General features: G+C 66.0%; 29 protein-coding genes. All 29 read left to right on the top strand.

Translation table 11 applies throughout. The features are described from left to right. The 29 genes from MSP7336_RS24200 (at window position 1) to MSP7336_RS08970 (ending at window position 18,671) form a co-directional block, all read left to right on the top strand. On the top strand, window positions 1-783 hold the full coding sequence (locus MSP7336_RS24200) for a hypothetical protein (protein WP_113963564.1): 783 nt from the start codon (window positions 1-3) through the stop codon (window positions 781-783). 2 nt (window positions 784-785) lie between these two features. After that, window positions 786-1,139 (top strand): hypothetical protein, encoded by a 354-nt coding sequence (locus MSP7336_RS09105; RefSeq protein ID WP_113963563.1) that lies wholly within the window; start codon window positions 786-788, stop codon window positions 1,137-1,139. Then, entirely contained in the window at window positions 1,136-2,779 is a 1,644-nt protein-coding gene (locus MSP7336_RS09100; protein WP_113963562.1) for a DNA cytosine methyltransferase, read from the top strand. The genes MSP7336_RS09105 and MSP7336_RS09100 overlap by 4 nt, the downstream gene beginning before the upstream one ends. Next, the gene (locus MSP7336_RS09095) at window positions 2,776-3,048 is read left to right on the top strand and encodes a DEAD/DEAH box helicase family protein (RefSeq protein ID WP_220178567.1); all 273 of its coding nucleotides are present in this window, start codon (window positions 2,776-2,778) and stop codon (window positions 3,046-3,048) included. Before MSP7336_RS09100 ends, MSP7336_RS09095 begins: the two co-directional genes overlap by 4 nt. Then, window positions 3,048-3,266, top strand: a complete 219-nt coding sequence (locus MSP7336_RS09090; RefSeq protein WP_113963561.1) for a hypothetical protein — start codon at window positions 3,048-3,050, stop codon at window positions 3,264-3,266. Before MSP7336_RS09095 ends, MSP7336_RS09090 begins: the two co-directional genes overlap by 1 nt. Then, window positions 3,263-3,424, top strand: a complete 162-nt coding sequence (locus MSP7336_RS23775) for a hypothetical protein (RefSeq protein ID WP_181786677.1) — start codon at window positions 3,263-3,265, stop codon at window positions 3,422-3,424. The genes MSP7336_RS09090 and MSP7336_RS23775 overlap by 4 nt, the downstream gene beginning before the upstream one ends. Window positions 3,425-3,582: 158 nt before the next feature. Then, the gene (locus tag MSP7336_RS09085; RefSeq protein WP_113963560.1) at window positions 3,583-4,305 is read left to right on the top strand and encodes a hypothetical protein; all 723 of its coding nucleotides are present in this window, start codon (window positions 3,583-3,585) and stop codon (window positions 4,303-4,305) included. Beyond that, entirely contained in the window at window positions 4,298-4,510 is a 213-nt protein-coding gene (locus MSP7336_RS09080; RefSeq protein ID WP_142706774.1) for a hypothetical protein, read from the top strand. Before MSP7336_RS09085 ends, MSP7336_RS09080 begins: the two co-directional genes overlap by 8 nt. Beyond that, complete coding sequence (locus MSP7336_RS09075) at window positions 4,507-4,725, top strand: zinc finger domain-containing protein (protein WP_113963558.1); 219 nt, start codon at window positions 4,507-4,509, stop codon at window positions 4,723-4,725. The genes MSP7336_RS09080 and MSP7336_RS09075 overlap by 4 nt, the downstream gene beginning before the upstream one ends. Beyond that, entirely contained in the window at window positions 4,722-5,309 is a 588-nt protein-coding gene (locus MSP7336_RS09070; RefSeq protein WP_113963557.1) for a hypothetical protein, read from the top strand. The genes MSP7336_RS09075 and MSP7336_RS09070 overlap by 4 nt, the downstream gene beginning before the upstream one ends. Beyond that, window positions 5,306-6,301 carry a hypothetical protein gene (locus MSP7336_RS09065; protein WP_113963556.1) on the top strand — a complete coding sequence of 332 codons (996 nt, stop codon included), beginning with the start codon at window positions 5,306-5,308 and terminating at the stop codon, window positions 6,299-6,301. The genes MSP7336_RS09070 and MSP7336_RS09065 overlap by 4 nt, the downstream gene beginning before the upstream one ends. Before the next feature lie 184 nt (window positions 6,302-6,485). Then, window positions 6,486-6,671, top strand: coding sequence for a hypothetical protein (locus MSP7336_RS09060; protein ID WP_113963555.1), 186 nt, complete (start codon window positions 6,486-6,488; stop codon window positions 6,669-6,671). After that, window positions 6,664-7,107, top strand: coding sequence for a hypothetical protein (locus MSP7336_RS09055; protein WP_113963554.1), 444 nt, complete (start codon window positions 6,664-6,666; stop codon window positions 7,105-7,107). Before MSP7336_RS09060 ends, MSP7336_RS09055 begins: the two co-directional genes overlap by 8 nt. Beyond that, on the top strand, window positions 7,104-7,376 hold the full coding sequence (locus MSP7336_RS09050; RefSeq protein ID WP_113963553.1) for an MFS transporter: 273 nt from the start codon (window positions 7,104-7,106) through the stop codon (window positions 7,374-7,376). Before MSP7336_RS09055 ends, MSP7336_RS09050 begins: the two co-directional genes overlap by 4 nt. Beyond that, window positions 7,354-7,650 carry a hypothetical protein gene (locus tag MSP7336_RS09045; RefSeq protein ID WP_113963552.1) on the top strand — a complete coding sequence of 99 codons (297 nt, stop codon included), beginning with the start codon at window positions 7,354-7,356 and terminating at the stop codon, window positions 7,648-7,650. The genes MSP7336_RS09050 and MSP7336_RS09045 overlap by 23 nt, the downstream gene beginning before the upstream one ends. Window positions 7,651-8,502: 852 nt before the next feature. Further along, a complete protein-coding gene (locus MSP7336_RS23970; protein ID WP_220178566.1) occupies window positions 8,503-8,769 on the top strand; it encodes a hypothetical protein in 267 nt (88 codons plus the stop codon). After that, window positions 8,741-10,288, top strand: a complete 1,548-nt coding sequence (locus tag MSP7336_RS09035) for a hypothetical protein (RefSeq protein ID WP_113963550.1) — start codon at window positions 8,741-8,743, stop codon at window positions 10,286-10,288. The genes MSP7336_RS23970 and MSP7336_RS09035 overlap by 29 nt, the downstream gene beginning before the upstream one ends. Beyond that, complete coding sequence (locus tag MSP7336_RS09030) at window positions 10,285-10,473, top strand: hypothetical protein (protein WP_113963549.1); 189 nt, start codon at window positions 10,285-10,287, stop codon at window positions 10,471-10,473. The genes MSP7336_RS09035 and MSP7336_RS09030 overlap by 4 nt, the downstream gene beginning before the upstream one ends. Further along, window positions 10,470-11,909: a phage portal protein gene (locus tag MSP7336_RS09025; RefSeq protein ID WP_113963548.1), complete on the top strand. Its 1,440-nt coding sequence runs from the start codon at window positions 10,470-10,472 to the stop codon at window positions 11,907-11,909. Before MSP7336_RS09030 ends, MSP7336_RS09025 begins: the two co-directional genes overlap by 4 nt. Continuing rightward, window positions 11,890-12,852 (top strand): HK97 family phage prohead protease, encoded by a 963-nt coding sequence (locus MSP7336_RS09020; protein WP_113963547.1) that lies wholly within the window; start codon window positions 11,890-11,892, stop codon window positions 12,850-12,852. The genes MSP7336_RS09025 and MSP7336_RS09020 overlap by 20 nt, the downstream gene beginning before the upstream one ends. Further along, window positions 12,852-14,381, top strand: a complete 1,530-nt coding sequence (locus tag MSP7336_RS09015; RefSeq protein ID WP_113963546.1) for a phage major capsid protein — start codon at window positions 12,852-12,854, stop codon at window positions 14,379-14,381. Before MSP7336_RS09020 ends, MSP7336_RS09015 begins: the two co-directional genes overlap by 1 nt. Before the next feature lie 94 nt (window positions 14,382-14,475). Then, the gene (locus tag MSP7336_RS09010) at window positions 14,476-14,763 is read left to right on the top strand and encodes a hypothetical protein (RefSeq protein WP_113963545.1); all 288 of its coding nucleotides are present in this window, start codon (window positions 14,476-14,478) and stop codon (window positions 14,761-14,763) included. Then, a complete protein-coding gene (locus tag MSP7336_RS09005; RefSeq protein WP_113963544.1) occupies window positions 14,756-15,331 on the top strand; it encodes a hypothetical protein in 576 nt (191 codons plus the stop codon). The genes MSP7336_RS09010 and MSP7336_RS09005 overlap by 8 nt, the downstream gene beginning before the upstream one ends. Then, a complete protein-coding gene (locus tag MSP7336_RS09000; protein ID WP_113963543.1) occupies window positions 15,328-15,675 on the top strand; it encodes a hypothetical protein in 348 nt (115 codons plus the stop codon). Before MSP7336_RS09005 ends, MSP7336_RS09000 begins: the two co-directional genes overlap by 4 nt. Next, entirely contained in the window at window positions 15,675-16,058 is a 384-nt protein-coding gene (locus MSP7336_RS08995) for an HK97-gp10 family putative phage morphogenesis protein (protein WP_113963542.1), read from the top strand. Before MSP7336_RS09000 ends, MSP7336_RS08995 begins: the two co-directional genes overlap by 1 nt. Beyond that, window positions 16,055-16,474: a hypothetical protein gene (locus MSP7336_RS08990; protein WP_113963541.1), complete on the top strand. Its 420-nt coding sequence runs from the start codon at window positions 16,055-16,057 to the stop codon at window positions 16,472-16,474. The genes MSP7336_RS08995 and MSP7336_RS08990 overlap by 4 nt, the downstream gene beginning before the upstream one ends. A 131-nt stretch (window positions 16,475-16,605) precedes the next feature. Beyond that, on the top strand, window positions 16,606-17,658 hold the full coding sequence (locus MSP7336_RS08985) for a hypothetical protein (RefSeq protein WP_181786675.1): 1,053 nt from the start codon (window positions 16,606-16,608) through the stop codon (window positions 17,656-17,658). Between the two features lie 100 nt (window positions 17,659-17,758). After that, window positions 17,759-18,310 (top strand): hypothetical protein, encoded by a 552-nt coding sequence (locus MSP7336_RS08975; RefSeq protein ID WP_142706772.1) that lies wholly within the window; start codon window positions 17,759-17,761, stop codon window positions 18,308-18,310. Continuing rightward, window positions 18,264-18,671 (top strand): hypothetical protein, encoded by a 408-nt coding sequence (locus MSP7336_RS08970; protein ID WP_113963539.1) that lies wholly within the window; start codon window positions 18,264-18,266, stop codon window positions 18,669-18,671. The genes MSP7336_RS08975 and MSP7336_RS08970 overlap by 47 nt, the downstream gene beginning before the upstream one ends. Window positions 18,672-18,686 lie beyond the last annotated feature (15 nt).

Genomic DNA, 18,686 nt, shown 5'->3' with positions numbered 1-18,686 from the left:
ATGATCGACCTCGACCGCATCACGCATCCGCTGCGCCTTGCGAAAGGCTCGCACCAACCCGGCAGCGGCAAAGGCTGCGCGATGAACGTTATCTCGTACATCAACGGTGATGCCCAGATCACTGACTATCCGGAATGTTCAGCGCGTCCGCTGGCCAGGCTGGTCCAGATGTGCAACGACGAACTAGCCGACGACGACGGGATGCTCTCACCTGAGAACAGTGTGCTGGTCCTCGATTTGGGTTGGCAGACAGTCGGAACCGCGGATATGCCTGACGCCGGTTATGCGTTGTGGATCGCGGAGATGCTCGATAATCCGGAGTGGGGAGTCGTCCGCTTCGCGAAAGGCGATGGTGTCGCCGCGGTGAAACGGGTCGCTGAGTTACACCGGGACTCAGCGACCGGCGCAGTGCCGTTCGCATGGGCGGCCGGGAGCGCGGCCTGGAGCGCGGCCGAGAACGCGGCCTGGAGCGCGGCCGAGAACGCGGCCCGGAGCGCGGCCTGGAGCGCGGCCTGGAGCGCGGCCCGGAACGCGGCCTGGAGCGCGGCCCGGAGCGCGGCCCGGAGCGCGGCCTGGAGCGCGGCCTGGAGCGCGGCCTGGAACGCGGCCTGGAACGCGGCCGAGAGCGCGGCCGAGGGCGCGGCGGAGAGCGCGGCGGGCGCGGCCCTTGTTGATTTCACCCGGCGGGCAATCACTTGCTGGCGTCAAATCCAAGGTCTCGACCAACCCGCCGAAATCAACCCCGACGCAATCAATTCCGCACTCGACAAGATCGGAGTCTGACCATGGCCCTCGTCACCGACAAACCCGAAGGTCTGTCCAGCGGCAACGACCTCGACGACATCCCCGACGACCCCACAACCCCGGCCGCATACCTATCCTTCGGCCAAACCCCCTACGCCCTCGACAACCCGCCCGCGATCGGCGAGAAACGCACCTACGTCGTGCGCGTCGAATGCACCGGCGAGAGCGAATCGGTGCGCAACGACGGCGAACACCGCTACGGGCGCAAGCTGAACATCTTGTGGGCCGTCGGCGAGGGGCAGCCCAAGCCGCCGGACCCGAGTGATGAGCAGCCCGGGCTGTTCGACGATGACGGGGACCAAGACGACGAGACCGACGTCGACGACGAAGAATGACCCTCACGGTCACCGACCTATTCTGCGGCGCCGGCGGCAGCTCTACCGGAGCTGTCGCCATCCCCGGAGTTGCAGTCCAGATCGCCTCAAACCACTGGGATCTGGCCGTCGAAACGCACAACACGAACCATCCGAAAACGGACCATTTGTGCGCAGATCTGTCCGCAGTTGACCCGCGCTATTTTCCGCGCACAGACATTCTTTGGGCTAGCCCGGAATGCACGAATCATTCGGTGGCGAAAGGCCGCAGGCGTGCGGATGCGCAGCCGGATTTGTTCGGCGAGACACTGCCGGATGCTGCTGCGGAGCGGTCGCGGGCGACGATGTGGGATGTTCCCCGCTTCACCGAGGTTCACCGTTACGAGGCGGTGATTGTTGAGAACGTTGTTGATGCGTGGCATTGGGAACCGTATCGCGCATGGCTGATGGCAATGGATTCCCTCGGCTACGACCACCAGGCCGTGTTCCTGAATTCTATGCACGCGCAAGCGTTCGGGCGTGGTGCCCCGCAGTCTCGGGACCGGATGTATGTGGTGTTTTGGCGCAAAGGAAACCCGCGTCCGGAGATAGAGCGCGCAACCCGGCCATCTGCGGTGTGTCCTGAGCACGGGGCGGTCCAGGCCCGTCAGGTGTTCAAGCGGCCGGATCGCGAACCGTGGGGACGATACCGGCAACAGTATGTGTACATCTGCGGGGTTACGGGATGCCGGCGTGTAGTTGAGCCTGTCTATCGTCCGGCTGCGGAGATCATCGACTGGTCGCTGCGCGGCACTCGCATCGGTGATCGCGATCGCCCGCTGGCCGCCAAAACCATGGCACGCATAGCCGCCGGAATTCAGCGCTACTGGCAACCACTACTGATCCCGGTCGAGGGCCGCCCCGGCAAGAGCGCAGTCCCGGTCGATCAGCCCGCCCGCACCATGACCACCCGCAACGAGACCGGCCTGTTGGTTCCCACCGGCGGCACGTGGCGCACCGAGGCGGTCAGCGTCGACCAACCCGCACCGACTCGCACCACCCGAGAAAACGACGCTCTGGCATTGCCCCCCTTCCTCACCCAGTTCCGTGACCGCATCCGCCACATCGACCCCGCCGCCGAGCCCTTGCCCACAGTCGTAGCAGACGGAGCCAACCACGGCCTCGTTTCCGCTCCCCCCTTCATCGCCGAGCTGCGCGGCGGCAGCAGCGATGCCCGTCTCGCCAGTGAGCCCCTGGCTACCGTCACAGCCTCTGGTAACCACCACGGCCTGGTCACGGCCTACTACGACAATGGCTCGACACACTCCACGGGCGAACCGCTGTCGACGGTGACCGCTGTGGATCGTCACGCCCTGCTGATGCGGAACAACTCCAGCAAGGGCAGCGGTGCTGAAATGACAACCCCGGTAACCGAAGCCGCCCGAACGATCACAACGACCGGACACCAGTCACTACTGACAGGCAAAGCCCTGAACCTGGAGGACGTGCTGTTCCGCATGCTGGAGCCGCACGAGATCGCCGCAGCCATGGACTTCCCCGCCGACTATGTGATCCTGGGCAACAAGCGCGAGAAGGTGCGCCAGGCCGGCAACGCCGTCACACCGCCCGCCGCAAGGGATCTCGTCGGCGTCGTCGCTGAATCACTCGGGGTCGCGTCATGAAGCCCTACGCCGAGTTCCTGGCAGACAAGGTGCGCTTCGACACCACCTACGGCCACGACATCGACCCCGGCGACATCAACCCGATCCTGAAACCACACCAGCGTGACATCGTGCAATGGGCTGCGCGGGGCGGCCGGCGCGCAATCTTCGCCGCATTCGGACTCGGCAAGAGCGTGATGCAGCTCTACTTCTTCGACGGCGTGAAGTACCTGCAAGCCGAAGAACGGCAACGCGACATGCCGTCCCTGTTCGACCTGGAAGCGGTGTGATGGCTGACCAGCTCACGTTCCCGGCTTGTGTCATCCCCGGCTGCACCAACGTCGTTGCCGCCGTTCGTGAACCCTGCGCGAGCTGCACACGCGCGTTCGGGCCGATGCTGCGCCACAACCCCGGCAGCCCACCTCTGACGGCTGAGGAGATCAGTGAGCGGGACTCCTACACGCACCGGGCCTACGCGGTGCAGCGACAGATCGGGTGCGGGAGATGAGCAAAGAATCCAAGCCACGCGACCGCTGGGACCAGGTCTTCACCGCTGCCACCGACCGGAAAGGCTTCTGCGTCGGCTGCGGTTACCACCACGCCGCCAACGGCGCCCACCGCACAGACTGCACATCGGCAAACCAGGAGGAGCACAGTGGCGCGTGACCACGCCCGCATAAACCTCGACATCTGGGGCGATGACGACTTTCTCGACCCGAGAAAGGTCCAAGGATGAACCCGCGCGGCGTCGTACCACAACAAGCCACCGCCGCGCTCAGATGGCTGCTCTCCGTCGCCCAAACCACTGAGGAGGCCACCGACTGATGCCCCACTTCCGCGTCGACGATGCCCTGCACTCGCACCCTAAAGCCCAGAAGGCTGCGGACGAGGCGCTGGGCATGTGGGTACGGGCCGGCTCGTTCTGCATGGCCTACCTCACCGACGGATTCGTGCCCGAGTGGTGGGTCAAGCAGCAGCCCAAGGGCCTCGCCAAGGCGAAGCGCCTCGTGGCGGCGGGGCTGTGGCACCTCGCCGAGCGAGATGGCGAGCGTGGCTGGGAGTTTCACGAGTGGCTCGGTCCCGGGCGCCAAGACAGCAGGGCGAAGGGCGAGGCCGAGCGGGAAGCGGCCCGGCAACGCAAAGCCAACTGGCGAGCGTCACAGCGTGAGTCACAGCCGACGTCACACCCAGAGTCACGGCGTGACACCCAGCGGGACGAACGCCGAACTCCAGGTACCAACCCAACCCAACCCAACCCAACCCGTATTTCAGTGGTTACTTCTGGGGGGGAACTCACGCAAGTAGCGCCCCCGCCGTTCTGCCCCCGCCACCCAAACGGCACCGAGAAGCCCTGCGGCGCCTGCGCTGACGCGCGGCGCGCATTCCAGGCATGGGAAACCGACCGCGCCGAAGCCATGGCCAAAGCCCGCGCCGACTTCTGGGCCGACGTCCGAGCCTGCCCCAACTGCGACGACAACGGCCAAGTCGACCACGGCAACGCCGTATCCCGCTGCCCGAACCACGACTGGAAAGCCACTCATGCCTAACCGCGACCCCATCGAAGCCATGGCCGACTTCTACGAGCCCGACAACGCACACCTGTCCCGCATCGAACGCGACCGCTGCCAACTCTGCGACGACGACGGCTACCGGCCCAACGGCACCGTCTGCGACCACGTCGACTACAGCGACATCGCCCGCCGCGGCATGGCGAAAGTCCGCGCCGCACTCGCCAAGGACAGCAAGCGATGAGCCAGATCAGCCCACTGGTGCGCGCACCCGAATCGCCACACATCAAGCTCGCCAACCCCAGCAACCCGTTCGTCCGCGACGCGCTCACGCGCAAGTGCCCGCTCTGCAGCGCTGAGCCGCACGCACGCTGCAGACGCAACGATGGCCGCCAGCTGCAGCGCCGAATCGTGCACTACGCACGCATCCGATTCCCGCACCCAGGAGGTCTGGTGTGATCGTCGCTGGCATCGACCCCAGCCTCTCAAGCACCGGTATCGCGGTCCTCGTCGACGGCCACCCCGTCATGCTGCGCACCGTCGGCCACCGCAGCCCCGACGCCCGCAGCTACGCCCACCGCTCCGACCGCATCGTCAGCCAAGCCCGGGCCGTCATCGACGCGCTCTACTGCGCGCCAGTCACATCACCAGCCGACCGGCCCAAGCCACTCGGCGAACGCATCGACATGGCCGTCATCGAAGGCCCCGCCTACGCCCACCACAACGCCGGCACCCACGACAGCGCCGGCCTCTGGTGGGGCCTGTTCAGCAAGCTGCGATCCCTGCGCATCCCCACCGCGGTCATCGCACCCAAAACCCGCGCACTGTGGACCACCGGCAACGGCAACGCCACCAAAAGCCAAGTGCTCGACACCGTCCGCAGCTGGTGGCCCGGCCACGCCATCCGCTGCAACGACATCGCCGACGCGCTCGCACTCGCCAGCATCGGCGCCGCGCACTTCGGCGACCAGCTGCCGTTCGAGCTACGCGCACGCCACCGGGCGAAGCTGCGAGACATCGACTGGCCCGAGGTGCGCGCGTGACCGAGTGCCACAGCTGCGGCGGCCGCGCCGAAGTAGTCCTATGCGGACGCTGCCAAGGCAAAATCCACGGCATCCTGCGCGAACTGCCGTGGTGGCTCGACAGACTCACCGAGACCGCGGTCGGGCAAGCACGCCTCGACACCGCGGCGCGACGCACCACCCGCGAGCCGATGACCCTGCACGGCGACGACAGCCTCGCCAGCCACATCGAGCCCTACCCCGACGACAACGAAGAAGACCTCTACGAAGCCCGCCGCGCCCGCCAAGCCGCGGCGCTGCGGCACGCGCTCGCCACCGGTGGCGTCCACCCATCGGCGGCCGAGCTGCTCGAGAAAGTCACCAACATGCTTTCGATGTGGATCCGCGACATCTGCGAGACGCGCGGCGTCGAGCCGCCCGCGCTGAGATACCCCAAATTGATGGCTGTGTGGCTCGCTGAGCGGATAAACACCGTCGCCGGTATGGAAGGGGCCGACGAGTTCCTCCAAGAGCTCTCAGAGCGATTCAGAGCCATCCGACGCATCGTCAACCGCCCAGTGCCGCTCGTGCCCTACGGGCCATGCCCGGCCAAAAGCGGCGGCAAACGATGCGCCGCCCCGCTACGCGCCGTCAGCGGCGCATCCACGGTCGTGTGCGAGCGCTGCAAAGCCGAACACGACACCGCCGACATCGTCGACCGATACCTGTCCGGCCGCGACGACCAGCACTTCACCCGCGAAGAAATCCTCATCGTCATGGCCATGCGCGGCGAGCCGATCTCGGCCCGCACCTTCCGCAGCTGGTGCACGCCACGCAAACTGCCCGACGGCACCACACAGCCACCGCGGCTACGCCCACGCGGGTACCGGCGCCCAGACGGCCGCCGCGGCATCGCCCGCCACTCCGACGACGACGAGCCGGTGTACCTGCTCGGCGACGTCCGAAAACTCCATCAAGAAAAACCGCAGGTCAAAACAACCGGAGCCGCGACACGCCGAAAGGCAGCCAAATGAGACAACCAACCGCCTCTGCTACACTTGCCGCGAAAATGCCAGTGGTCGACCTATGTCGAAAACCGCTGGCATTAGTCATTTCCAACCACATCCGCGAACCCGGCGGACGGCCACGGTCACAGCTACGGGCTCTCAACCGCGGCCACCCCTCAGCAACAGCCCACCACCCCCGTTTGGAGCCAACATGGCCGCCATACCCAGCACCGTCGACATCGACTGCCCACGCTGCCACACCAACATCCAGTGCGCGCTCGAAGTGAAGGCGCTGCCACCCAAGCCGGGCACCAACAAGGCTCAGCTCCAAGTTCGCGTCGCCGACTTGGCTGAGCGCTTCGCAGAGCACTATAAGCAGGCCGGTCACGATGCCTGACGCCGCCATCGCCGACCTGATCGCCCGCAGCCTTCCCGAACTCACCCACCCCGGCGACGGCAAGAGCGGCCCGATCGTGCTGCCGCTGCCGATGTTCCGGACCTCGGCGATGCCGCGCGAGATGGCCGAGCAGTTCGCCAAAGACGCCGGGCTGCCAAGTCCGGACATCGCCAGGCTCGTCGCCGAAGCGATCGTCCACGTCATCGAATCCGGCAACAAGACGATCGTCGACAACGCCGAGCTGACCCAGTTGCGCGCCGACGCCGCCGCCGGCCTCGAGCGCCACCGCCAGCCGCAGGTGTGTTGCTCCGCCTGCCATCAGCCGCTGTTCCGGATCAACGTCGACACCGACAGGCCCACCATCAGCGGGCCGCACTTCATCGAGACGATCGGCAAGCTGAGCGTCGCCTGCCCGCACACCCCGGTCGAATCATGAGCAACCTGCACATCGTCGTCGACGGCGACGTGCTGATGGACGGTGACCTCGGCATCTGGACCCAGAAGCCGCCGGCAGAACTGCTCGGCCACTTCCGCCCCGGCGCCAAGCCGCAGCCGTGGATGAAAGCACTCATGATCGCCGTGGCCGAAGCCGCCGTCACCAACCAGCCGCTGCGCGCCGACGTTCGCACCCATCCGACAGGCTGGAGCATGACCGTCGAAATGCCCATGCCGAAGGACACCCATGCCATCGAAGGGCACAACTAACCAGCGCGGCTACGACTACCGCCACCAACGACTCCGCAAGCAGTTCGAGCCACTGGTCAGGTCCGGCCGCGCCGTATGCTGGCGATGCGGCCTGCCGATCAAACCCGACGCCAAGTGGGATCTCGGCCACGACGACAACGACCGCACGAAGTACCGCGGTCCCGAGCATGTCGGCCGCGAGTGCCCGGCAGGCGGCAACCGTGGGACCGCTGGCCGTGGCCGTGGCCAGGCGACGACAGCAACCGGCGGTGTTGACACCACACGCCAGTGGTGACACATACCCGGCCGCACACGTGGAGCCGATACGTGGTAGCCACACACCCACACCCACACGGCCAGGCAAGTGGACACAGCTGGACACACAGACAGCCAGCACTAACCACAAGTGGTCAGGCACACGCGCAGAAACGCACACCAACCACACGCACGTGACGCGCCCGCACGGCACACGCTCCGCACGCACGCACACGCACACGTAGCGATACGCACCGGCACACGCACACGCCTGGCACACGCACACGCCAGGGCGCACACGCACAGGCCAGGGCGCACACACAGGCCTCACACAGGCCGGCCCGCACACGTGGGCTGGGCACACACCCACACCCACACGCACACGTGGGCACGCACACGCACACGCACACGTCAGCACACACGCACACACGTAGGGCACACACGCATAGGTGCAGGTCAGACGCACGCACGTACGCGCACGCAGGCACGCCGGCACCCGCGCCAGCAAACCCGCCGCACGCCCAGCAAACATGCGCATACCCCCCGGGGGGTAGGTCGGCGTCGTGGGAGGCCCCCGATGCCGACCCCGCCGCCCCAGTCGGGTTTCTATTCTGTGACGCGCGCAAGTCACGTGACCTGCGGAAACGTCGTTTGCTGGCTCGCGAGCGCTCGGACCTGGTGATTCGTCGCTGTCACGGCGCTGTCTGCGCACCGTCGGCCAGCAAACTTTTCGATCAGAGGTGGTGGAATGCAGCGTCAGTGCGCGGTCTGCGGCAAGCCGTTTGAGGCGAGACGCCCGCAGGCGAGGTTCTGCGGTGCGACGTGCCGTAAGCGGCATTCCCGCAATCCGTCGGCGGCCGCGCCAGCGGATGCGCCCGCCGTGGTGGCGCCGATGACGAACCGGAAGCCGGTCGGTGATCTGGTTGAGGCCACCCGCGCCGAGCTCGAGCGGCTCGGCCGCCTGGATACGGTCGCCGGGCAGCAAGCGTTGCGGCTGGCCGATGAGATGTACCGATTCCAGACCGCGGGCGGCCTGGCGGCGATCTCCAAGGAGTTGTCGCGTGTTCTGGCCGAGATTCGGCAGACGGTGAATGTGGTTGACGACCCGATCGACGAGCTGAAGGCGCGCCGTGACGCAAAGCGTCGAGCCGCTGGTTGAACCGGCTTACGCCAACTTCCCGCAGTGGAGCGAGACTTACGGGCCCGAGGTGGCCGACCTGTGCGACCTCGCGGGCTTCCCGCCTGATCCTGAGCAGGAGATGGCGCTGAATGCGCTGTTCGGGATCGACTCCAATGGCCGCTCGGTGGCGTTCGAGTTCGCTGCGATCGCGCCGCGACAGAACCTCAAGACGGGCCTGGCGAAGCAGGCGATCTTGGGGTGGGTCTACATCACCGAGCAGCGGCTGATCACCATGTCGGCGCACGACATGACGCCGACGCTGGAGACGTTCAACGATCTGGTCAACCTGATCGAGAATTGCCGGCCGCTGGCCAAGCGGCTGGCTGATGGCCCGTCGAACGGAATTTTCCGCGGGCCTGGCAAGGAAGCGATCGCGTTCAAGCCGTCGCCGGCGTGCCCAGATGGGCAGCGGATCAAGTTCAAGGCGCGCACGTACAGCGGTGGGCGTGGCCTGACCGCGAACAAGGTGATTCTCGACGAGGCGTTCGCCCTGCGTAAGTCGCACATGGGTTCGCTGATGCCGACGTTGTCGGCGGTGCCGGACCCGCAGCTGTTCTACGGGTCGTCTGCGTGTCACGCGGACTCCGAGGTGTTGCACAAGATCGTCGAGCGAGGCCGCTCACACGACCCGGCGAAGCGCAAGCGCCTGGGCTACCTGGAGTTTTGCGCGCCCGAGGACGCGTGTGAAGACCCTGACTGCCCGCACCATGTCGGCTATCCCGGCTGTGCGATGGACAAACGCGAGTACATCATCATGGCGAATCCACAGGCCGGACGCCGGATCACCTGGGAATACCTCGAGGGCGAGCGGGACGGGCTCGATCCGGCGGAGTTCGGCCGCGAGCGCATGGGCTGGCACGACAAGCTCATGGTCGACGAAGACCCGGCGATCTCCAAAGAGCTGTGGAAGAGCCTGGCCGACCCGAATTCGACGCCGGTGGATCCGGTGGCGTTCGGGGTTTACATCAACAAGGACCGCACGAACTGCGCGATCGGTGTGGCCGCCTACCGCGAGGATCGCCTGATTCATGTGGGTGTGGTGCCCGCGGTGCATGGCGGCACCGCGGAGTCACTGCCGGGCACGGCGTGGATTCCGGGGCGGGTCAAAGAGCTTGTGGACCGCTGGAAGCCCTGCGCGGTGGTGATCGACGATCACTCGGCGGCGGCGTCGTTGATCACCAAGATCCAGGAGCTTGGCGTCGAGGTTGTGACCACGAACGCCGGGGATATGGCCAAAGCCTGCGGAAACTTCTACGACGCGGCGACTGACAAGGCGATCGGCCCTGACGGTAAGCCGGGCCGGCTGCGCCATCAGGGCGCGCAGTCGTTGCAGTTGGCCGTGACGTCGGGCAAGAGGCGGGATCTGTCCGACGCCTGGGCGTGGGACCGCAAGGACAAGTCGAGCGACATCACGCAGTTGGTGGCGGTGACGCTGGCCCTGCACGGGCTGCTCGAGCACCAGCCGCAAGAGATCGAGGTTTGGGGATTCTTCACGTGACAGCGATTCAAGCCGTGTTCACCGCCACCGTCGCGGTGGTCGTGGTGGCCATGGGCCTGATTGTCGCCGGGGTAGAGATCCTGGCCGGCGTCGGCTGGGCTCTCGTCGTCGCCGGAACGCTACTCGGCGTCGGCGCCGTGGCGCTCGGCGTGGTGCTACTGCGTGACACAGGACGCGGGCCGTGAGGTTTCTGGACCGCCTTCGCGGCGCACGTGAACCCGAGCGGATGACGCTCGAAGAGTACGTCATGCAGCTCAACCAGTTCGCCTACAACGGGTTGAGCTACGGGTTTTTGGGTTCCGGCTATGGGAACCCGATTCAGCAGACGCTCGGCGGCCAGGCGACGCTGCTTGCGCCGAACAATTTCGTCGGCCTGGCCACGGCGGCGTATGAGGCCAACGGCGTGGTGTTCGCCTGCATGCTGGTGCGGCAGCTGGTGTTCTCCAGCGTGCGATTCCGCTGGCAGCGGCTACGCGACGGCAAGCCGTCGGACACCTTCGGTACCGCCGAGCTGAGCATCCTGGAGCGGCCATGGGCCGGCGGCACCACGCAGGATCTGCTGTCGCGGATGATCCAGGACGCCGATCTGTGCGGCAACTCGTACTGGACCCTTCACACGCCGTTACCGCAGATCGGAACATCCGACCCGACTCGCGAGTTCGTGCGGATGCGCCCCGACTGGGTGGACATCATCGTCGAAGAGCGGCAACTGCCGGGCGGCCGCGGACAGGTCGGCTGGCGCAAGGCCGGTTACGCCTACACCGAGGGCGGCCGCCACGCTGGTGCCGATCCGGTCGGGTTGTTGCCGGATGAGGTTGTGCACTTCGCGCCGATCCCTGACCCGCTGGCCGACTACCGGGGCATGTCATGGCTGACGCCGATCCTGCGGGAGATCCAGGCCGACCAGGCGATGACGCGGCACCAGCGCAAGTTCTTCGACAACGGCGCCACGGTCAACATGGTCATCAAGCACGCGCTGGGCGCGTCTGAGGACGCGGTCAAAAAGTGGGCCCAAGAGATGGAAGGCAAGCACGCGGGCCCCGACAACGCGTACAAGACGCTGCACCTATACCCGGGTGCCGACGCGACGCCAGTCGGCTCAAACCTCAAGGACATCGACTTCGACAACGTGCGCGCCGGCGGCGAAGTGCGGATCGCCGCCGCGGCGGGCGTGCCCCCGGTGATCGTCGGGCTGACCAAGGGCTTGGATTCCAGCACGTACAGCAACTACAGCCAGGCCCGTCGGCGGCTGGCCGACGGAACCGCGCACCCGCTGTGGGAGAACCTTTCCGGCTGCATCGAGCATGTGTTGTCGTCGCCGGGGCCGGATGTGCGGTTGTGGTATGACGCCGACAACGTGCCGTTCCTGCGCGAAGACGAAAAGGACGCCGCGGGCATCCAGCAGACCCGCGCGACCACTATCAACTCGCTGATCACCGCTGGCTACGAGCCCGATTCGGTCATCGCCGCCGTCGAGGCCAACGACTTCCGCCTGCTGGTGCATTCGGGGCTTTACTCCGTTCAGTTGCAACAGCCCGGCACTGATTTCACAGCCAACGGGCGGGCCGCGACCAACGGCCAGCCACAAGGAGGTTTATCGAATGGCGCTGTCGTCAACTGACATTCGGCGCGAGCCGCGCCCACCGCTTTCCGGGGTGCGGCGCGAGGCGCCGTTCGTGCTGCGCTCCAACCTCGACGGGGAGCCCAACGACGGCCTGACCCTCGACGGCTACGGCGCGGTGTTCAACCGCGAAACCGTGATCGACAGCTGGGAGGGTCGGTTCCGCGAGAAGATCGCGCCCGGCTCGATGAAGCGGTCGTTTCGGGAGACGCCACCGCGGATCCAGTTCGACCACGGCCGCCATCCGCTGATCGGCTCAATCCCGATCGCCGAACTGCGGTCCATCGCCGAGGAAGCCCACCCCGAGCTCGCACCGGAGGGCGGCGCGCACATCATCGGGAGGATCTTCGACAACTGGCTGATGCAGCCAGTGCGCGACGCGATCGCGGCCGGCGCGATCAACGGCATGTCGTTTCGGTTCTCGGTGGTCCGCGAGGTGTGGGAGACCGCGGACGGCAAGCCGATCCGCGACGACAAGACGCTGATGGCCGAGCTGGAGCGCACCTGGTACGAGGACATCCCCGACGACCAGCTTCCGGTGCGCACGCTCAAGGAGCTGAAGGTGCCCGAGATGGGGCCGGTGGTGTGGCCGGCCTATTCAGAGACTTCGGTCGGCGTGCGGTCTCAGGTGATCGACCTGAGTCGGCTCGACGACCCTGAGCAGCGCAAGCTGCTCGCCCGCGCCGTGTTCCTGGTGGACTCGGCGCCTATGGATGAAGACGCGCAGCGAGCCGCCGACGCGCAGCGAACCACCGGCGAAACGCCCGTAGGTGAGCGCCCGTCCGCAAGTGAGCGCCCGGCTGAATCCGACGACGCGCAGCGATCCACAACTGAGTGCGTAGGTGAGCGCCCGTCGAAACCGCGCGGAATGCGGGACATCGACCTGATCCTCCGCAACCAGCGCGACGACATCATTCACCGCAAGTCGAAAGGACTCTCGTGATGAGCGAGGACACCACTACCCAGGAAGAGCGCAAAGCTCCGACCTTGACGCACAGCCAGTCCGTCAAGCGGATGGACGAAATCCATGCCCGCATGGAGGAAATCGGCGAACAGGAAACCATCACCCCCGAGGACCGCGCCGAGTTCGACGAGCTGCGCAGCGAGTTCGAGCAGCTGCGTGAGCACGCCGAGCGCCTGGAGGTCGCCGCCGAATTGGCGGCCGTGCGGTCGGCGGCCCCGAACGGCAAGCGCAAGCTGCGGGTCGACGCCGGTTCTTCGCAGGGATCGCGTGCCGACTACGACCGCGACGCCATCCTCGAGCCCGACAGCATCGAGGACTGCCGGTTCCGCAACCCGTGGGATCTGTCGGAGGTGCGCACCTACGGCCGCGAGCCCGAGGATGTCGCAACCGAACTGCGGGCCCGCGCGCTGGCCGCGATCGAGAAGATGCCCGGCGCGAACGACAACATCCGGCAGGCGGCCACCGAGATCATCGAGCGGTTCGATGACAAGGAGTCGCGGCTGGCCAAGCACGCCCTGCTGACCTCAAACCCGGTCTATTTGCGGGCCTGGTCGAAGATGGCGCGCAACCCGCAGAACGCGATGCTCACCCCCGAGGAAGCGCGCGCGCTCAACGAGGTGCGCGCCATGTCGCTGACCGACGCCGCAGGCGGCTACCTGGTGCCGTTCCAGCTCGACCCGACGGTGATCATCACCTCGGACGGCTCGCAGAACGACATTCGCCTCTTCGCCAGGCAAGTGGTGGCCACCGGCGACGTGTGGCACGGCGTGTCGGCCGGCGCGGTCGAGTGGTCGTGGGACGGTGAAGCGACCGAGGTTTCGGACGACGCGCCAACCTTCGCGCAGCCGACGATCCCCAACCACAAGGCGCAGGGGTTCGTGCCGATCTCGATCGAGGCGTTGCAGGACGAGGCCAACGTCACCCAAGAGATCGGTCGGCTGCTCGCCTTCGGGCGCGAGGAGCTCGAGGCCGAGGCGCTGATCACCGGCACCGGCAGTGGCGAGCCCAAGGGTCTCATCACCGCCCTGGACGGCACGGCGGCCGAGGTGGCGCCCACAAGCCCGGAAACATTCGCCTTGGCGGATGTCTACAACGTGTACGGCAAGCTGCCGTCGCGATTCCGCCGGCGCGCGAGCTGGCTGGCGAACAACCTGATCTACAACCAGATCCGGCAGTTCGACCAGTACGGCGGTGGCGGCCTGTGGACGACGCTGGGCAACGACCGGCCGCAGCAGTTGATCGGCCGCAACATCGGCGAGGCCGAGGCGATGGACGGGGTGATCAACCCCGACGCGACCGAGGACAACTTCGTCCTGGTGTTCGGTGACTTCATGCACTACGTGATCACCGACCGTGTCGGAATGTCTGTCGAGTTCATCCCGCACCTGTTCGGGTCGAACCGACGGCCGACCGGCCAGCGCGGCTGGTATGCCTACTACCGCGTCGGCGCGGACGTCACCTATGCGGGCGCGTTCCGCGTGCTGAACATCGCGACCACTGGGGCGTAGTTCCCGCCGAGCCCCGCCAGCCCCCAACCGCCTTGCGGGGGGCTGGCGGGGCACACCAAAACCCGAAACCACTACAGGTTCAGGAGAATCCGAAATGGCGGTTGTCCGCGCCACACAAGCGTTTTCATACTCCGATGCCGGCGTCCCGCGGGTCGTCACCCCAGGTACGCTGTACGACTCCGATCACCCCTGCGTGAAGCAGCGACCGCACCTGTTCGAGCCTGTCGAGGTCGCGGCGTCCCGCAGAGCGTCCGTCGAAGACGCGGCCGCCGAGCCGGGCAGCCGGCGTTCGGTGAGCACCGGTCGCGGCCGACGCAGAAGCGCCGAACCTGGGCCGGCCAAGGACGAGCCGAGCGAGTCGAGCGCCGCGGGCGATGCCTAACGAAAACGGTGAACTGACCGTCGACGACGTCGAGCAGTACACCAAAGGCCGCCTGGTTGCCGGCAATCCGGAAACGGAACGGATTCTCGACGCCGCGCTCGACGCCGCTCGCCGATTCTGCGGCTGGCACGTCACCCCTGTGATAACCGACGAGGTGACCCTGGACGGCCCGGGCGGGCACGTGTTGTCGCTGCCGACCATGCGGCTTGTCGAGTTGACCGAACTGTCTGAGGACGGCACAGCGCTCAACGTCGATGATCTGGCGGTGTCGCCGCGAGGTCTGGTTCAAAAGCGTTGCGGCCGCTGGTCACACAACTACGGGTCGATCACCGCCAAGATGAAGCACGGCTACGATGAGGCCACCGACTTCCAGGCCGCGGTGCTCGAGCTGGTGGACCGCATGGCATCGCAGGTCGGCAAAGTCATCGGCAACAGCGGCCCACCGGTCGAAGAGCGTGTCGACGACGTGGTCATGCGCTGGGTGCTCACGATCAGCTCCAACCACGACCTGTTCGACATGCTCAACCACACGCTGCTGGACCGATACCGACTACTGGCGTTCGCATGAAATCCTTCGGCGGCCAAACGGTCACGTTCGTGAAGTACACCGCCGCAGGCGAGCCGGGATATCTCGGCGTCAAGCCACAGACCCGCGTTGAAACGGACGTTTCCGGCTGCCGATTCCGGCCACTCACGGTCAAAGAGCTCAACGGGCTGAACATCCAAGCCACGACCGAGATGTGGAAGTGCACCGCGCCGCCCCACCCGGCGGTGCTGGCCGCCGACGGCGGCGACGAGGTGATCGTTGACGGCAAGACCTACGAGGTCGATGGGCAGGTCCAGTCGAAGCCGGACTACAACTCGGATGAGATCCACCACGTCACGGTGATGTGCAAGAGGCAGGTCGGCTGATGGCCAAACGGGTCCACGTCAGCAGCCAGGCCGAAATCGAGGCTGAAATCTACGCGGCGGTGCGCCGCCAGGCCGAACTGGGCATCGAAGCCGACAAATTCGCCGATCGGGTGTGCGAGGTCGTGAAGTCGCACACGCCCGTGGACACCGGGAAAACCAGAGCCTCGATTCACGTCGAGAAACCACGCACCCGCGCCAACGGGTTGCCTTGGCGCCGCGTGATCTCGCGCTACTGGAAGATGCATCTCATCGAGTTCGGCACCGGCCCAGACGATCCCGACTCCAAGTCGCCGTTCGGGCCCGACACCCCGACGCCGGCATTCGCGCCGTTCGAGAAGGCAGCGCACGAATTCGGCGGGACGATGGACGGAGTGTCGCGGTGACCGTTGAGCTTTACGACCTGGAAGCCCCAGACCTCGAAGATTTCACGGCCTGCTGGCTTCAGCCGCTGGTGCGGGCATCGACCGACCACAACGTCAACGATGGATTTCCGTTCGTGCTCGTCCAGCGCATCACCGGGTCGGAATATCCCGACTGCGGAATGGCCGACGAGATCGTTCAGCTCGACATCATGGACAACGACCCGCAGAGTGCGAGCAGGCTGCACCGCAAGGTGCATCGGCGCATGCTCTACCTCGCGCGCTATGCGGTCGACGTCGAAATGTCCGACGGCTCAATCGCGAACGCCGACTACGTCAGGCCCACGCTGCTGCCGCAGCGCATGGACTACACCAACGACCTGATCATCCGATACGTGGCCCGCTACCAAATGGGCCTCTCCTACGTCGCGGCGACCTAACCCGCCGCGTCGGCGGCCACGCGCCGCCGCTTTGAAACAGCCCTGTTTCGGAACAGCCCGAGTCGAACAGCCCGACTCCAGATTGCCGGATTGCCTTCCGGTTTCATCACCATCCGAAAGGGACTGTCAACATGACGCAACCTGCGACCGGCACAACCTGGAAGGCCGGCGGATTCAGCGATGTCGACAACAGATTCCTCGAGCGCGGAACCCTCATCGCGGCCTTGGTCCGGGATGCCCGCGGCGCGGACACCGACATCTCCCCACACAACCCCAACGGCACCGTGCGTTGGTCGCCGTTCGCCCAGGACGGCAAGCTGAGGGGGGATCTGTTCGCGCACAAGCGAGTCAACGGCGTATGGGTTCCGAATCCCGAGCAGAACGAGGGATTCCACCTGTTCGGCGCCTTCCATGAGGACGACGGGCCGACCACCAAGCCGTCGATCGACGTCGACGACTACATGATCGAGCAGTCGAACTGGCCGTTCGACACGATCATGACCAAGCAAGACGAGCCGTTCTCGATCATGGGAGCTGAGACGGCCAAGCCGTTCCTGCGGCGGCTGCGCAACAACCTTCCGCTGTCGGACTCCAGCGGCAACCTGCTCGCCGAGATCCCCGGCGCCGGGAACACCGGATTTGCTCAGCTGATTGAGGCCGACCAGATCGACCGCCAGGTTCTGCTGCTGCGCGAGTTCCGCAAGGGCGGCAAGATCTTCCAGACCGTCAAGGGCTACTCGTGCGTGAAGCTGGTCGACATCGGCGAAGCGAAGATGGCGAAGAAGGACGCCGAGTCGGCTGAGCTGACGTTCAAGCCGGTGCCCGACGGCATCTTCATGGCGATGCAGGACGGCGAATACGTGCCGGTCATCAAGTACGAGTGGTTCGGCGGCACCCTGTTCGAAGATGACACCCCGTCGACGTTCACGGTCACGCTCGGCTCTCCGACCGCCGGCACCTTCACGCTGACGTTCGGTGGCAACACCACCGACGGTATCGCCTACAACGCGACGGCCACGGCGGTGAAGTCAGCCCTAGTGGCGCTCGACGACGGCTACAAGTCTTCGGACTGGACCGTCACCGGCAACTCGGGCGGCCCGTACACGGTGACCACGCCTGGCGGCGCGCTAACTGGCTCGGGTGCCGGATTGACCGGCGGCACCTTCTCTGTCCAGCCGGCGTAGTAGTCCCTCACCGGGGCGGGAGTTCGGGCTGTTCGCCCGCCCCGGTGAGCACCAAATCCTGTAACAGCCCAAACACCAACAGCCCGAAAGGAAACGGCCCATGTCTGAACACCCTGTGCCCGAAATCGGCGGCCCAGTACCCCAAGCCCCCAGCCCCAATAAGCTGGCGCAGGCCGCCGAGCAGGCCGACGAGTACGACAGCTTCGTCAAGCCGATACGCATCCGCACCAAGAGCGGCAAGGTCTTCGAGGTGCCGCACCCCACGCAACTCGACGACGAGCAGCAAGAGGCGTTCGACGAATTGCAGTACGAGGCCAACCAGTGTGACCGCTGGCCGGACGTCGAAGTGCCCGAAACGACAACTACGCACCCTGACGGAAGCGTGACGGTCATTCCCAAGCACATCGAGCGGGGAGACTTCATCAGCCCGTACCAGAAGGGCGGCGTGCGGATGCGCCCGGGCTACAACATCCGGTTGGCGAAAATCTACTTCGGCGACCGCTACGAGGAATTCAAAGCCGCGGGCGGCCGATCGAACGATCTGGCGCTGGCGTTGAGGCGGGCCGCCGATGAAATGCGGGAGCGCCAGGCCGCCGACTCGAAAAGTGCTGGCGGCGGTGTATCTGTGGAAAAGGTACCCAACACAGATTGAGGCCGATCTCGCGTTTCGCGGGATCGAGATCGCCGACTGGCATCAGAACGCCCGCGACAACCGGGGCCGAATGCTGTTGTCCAGCAGGAAGCTACTCGCCCTGCTGGAGAACCTGCCTGACACCAGCGCGACCAAGATGGCGATGGCCGGCCGTGAAGGCGACTGGCCCGAATGGGTCGAGATCGTCGCCAAGATCCACGAAGAGATCGCGCTTGATGTGGCCGGCCGCTACGGCAAGAAGGAAGCGCAGACTTTCCTGTCACCCAAGGCTCGTGTGGCGTATTACCGCGAGCTCGAGCAGGCGCAGAAGTTCATGGAAGAGGGCATCGACGACCTTGCAACGCAATTCGGCTGGACATGACGACGAACCGAAAGG

This window comes from Mycobacterium shimoidei (assembly GCF_900417275.1).
Taxonomy (GTDB): Bacteria; Actinomycetota; Actinomycetes; order Mycobacteriales; family Mycobacteriaceae; genus Mycobacterium; species Mycobacterium shimoidei.
Note: the sequence above shows the minus strand (reverse complement) of the source record. Positions and strands in the feature narration are given on the sequence as shown.

What these genes read in the sequence shown, in the direction of transcription:
- MSP7336_RS08975 (WP_142706772.1), top strand. Translation starts at nt 17,759, where the DNA reads ATGTCTGAACACCCTGTGCCCGAAATCGGCGGCCCAGTACCCCAAGCC.
- MSP7336_RS09105 (WP_113963563.1), top strand. Translation starts at nt 786, where the DNA reads ATGGCCCTCGTCACCGACAAACCCGAAGGTCTGTCCAGCGGCAACGAC.
- MSP7336_RS23775 (WP_181786677.1), top strand. Translation starts at nt 3,263, where the DNA reads ATGAGCAAAGAATCCAAGCCACGCGACCGCTGGGACCAGGTCTTCACC.
- MSP7336_RS09000 (WP_113963543.1), top strand. Translation starts at nt 15,328, where the DNA reads ATGAAATCCTTCGGCGGCCAAACGGTCACGTTCGTGAAGTACACCGCC.
- MSP7336_RS09095 (WP_220178567.1), top strand. Translation starts at nt 2,776, where the DNA reads ATGAAGCCCTACGCCGAGTTCCTGGCAGACAAGGTGCGCTTCGACACC.
- MSP7336_RS24200 (WP_113963564.1), top strand. Translation starts at nt 1, where the DNA reads ATGATCGACCTCGACCGCATCACGCATCCGCTGCGCCTTGCGAAAGGC.
- MSP7336_RS09050 (WP_113963553.1), top strand. Translation starts at nt 7,104, where the DNA reads ATGAGCAACCTGCACATCGTCGTCGACGGCGACGTGCTGATGGACGGT.
- MSP7336_RS09020 (WP_113963547.1), top strand. Translation starts at nt 11,890, where the DNA reads ATGGCGCTGTCGTCAACTGACATTCGGCGCGAGCCGCGCCCACCGCTT.
- MSP7336_RS09005 (WP_113963544.1), top strand. Translation starts at nt 14,756, where the DNA reads ATGCCTAACGAAAACGGTGAACTGACCGTCGACGACGTCGAGCAGTAC.
- MSP7336_RS09100 (WP_113963562.1), top strand. Translation starts at nt 1,136, where the DNA reads ATGACCCTCACGGTCACCGACCTATTCTGCGGCGCCGGCGGCAGCTCT.
- MSP7336_RS09010 (WP_113963545.1), top strand. Translation starts at nt 14,476, where the DNA reads ATGGCGGTTGTCCGCGCCACACAAGCGTTTTCATACTCCGATGCCGGC.
- MSP7336_RS09080 (WP_142706774.1), top strand. Translation starts at nt 4,298, where the DNA reads ATGCCTAACCGCGACCCCATCGAAGCCATGGCCGACTTCTACGAGCCC.
- MSP7336_RS09045 (WP_113963552.1), top strand. Translation starts at nt 7,354, where the DNA reads ATGCCATCGAAGGGCACAACTAACCAGCGCGGCTACGACTACCGCCAC.
- MSP7336_RS09060 (WP_113963555.1), top strand. Translation starts at nt 6,486, where the DNA reads ATGGCCGCCATACCCAGCACCGTCGACATCGACTGCCCACGCTGCCAC.
- MSP7336_RS08985 (WP_181786675.1), top strand. Translation starts at nt 16,606, where the DNA reads ATGACGCAACCTGCGACCGGCACAACCTGGAAGGCCGGCGGATTCAGC.
- MSP7336_RS08995 (WP_113963542.1), top strand. Translation starts at nt 15,675, where the DNA reads ATGGCCAAACGGGTCCACGTCAGCAGCCAGGCCGAAATCGAGGCTGAA.
- MSP7336_RS09075 (WP_113963558.1), top strand. Translation starts at nt 4,507, where the DNA reads ATGAGCCAGATCAGCCCACTGGTGCGCGCACCCGAATCGCCACACATC.
- MSP7336_RS09015 (WP_113963546.1), top strand. Translation starts at nt 12,852, where the DNA reads ATGAGCGAGGACACCACTACCCAGGAAGAGCGCAAAGCTCCGACCTTG.
- MSP7336_RS09085 (WP_113963560.1), top strand. Translation starts at nt 3,583, where the DNA reads ATGCCCCACTTCCGCGTCGACGATGCCCTGCACTCGCACCCTAAAGCC.
- MSP7336_RS09090 (WP_113963561.1), top strand. Translation starts at nt 3,048, where the DNA reads ATGGCTGACCAGCTCACGTTCCCGGCTTGTGTCATCCCCGGCTGCACC.
- MSP7336_RS09055 (WP_113963554.1), top strand. Translation starts at nt 6,664, where the DNA reads ATGCCTGACGCCGCCATCGCCGACCTGATCGCCCGCAGCCTTCCCGAA.
- MSP7336_RS23970 (WP_220178566.1), top strand. Translation starts at nt 8,503, where the DNA reads ATGACGAACCGGAAGCCGGTCGGTGATCTGGTTGAGGCCACCCGCGCC.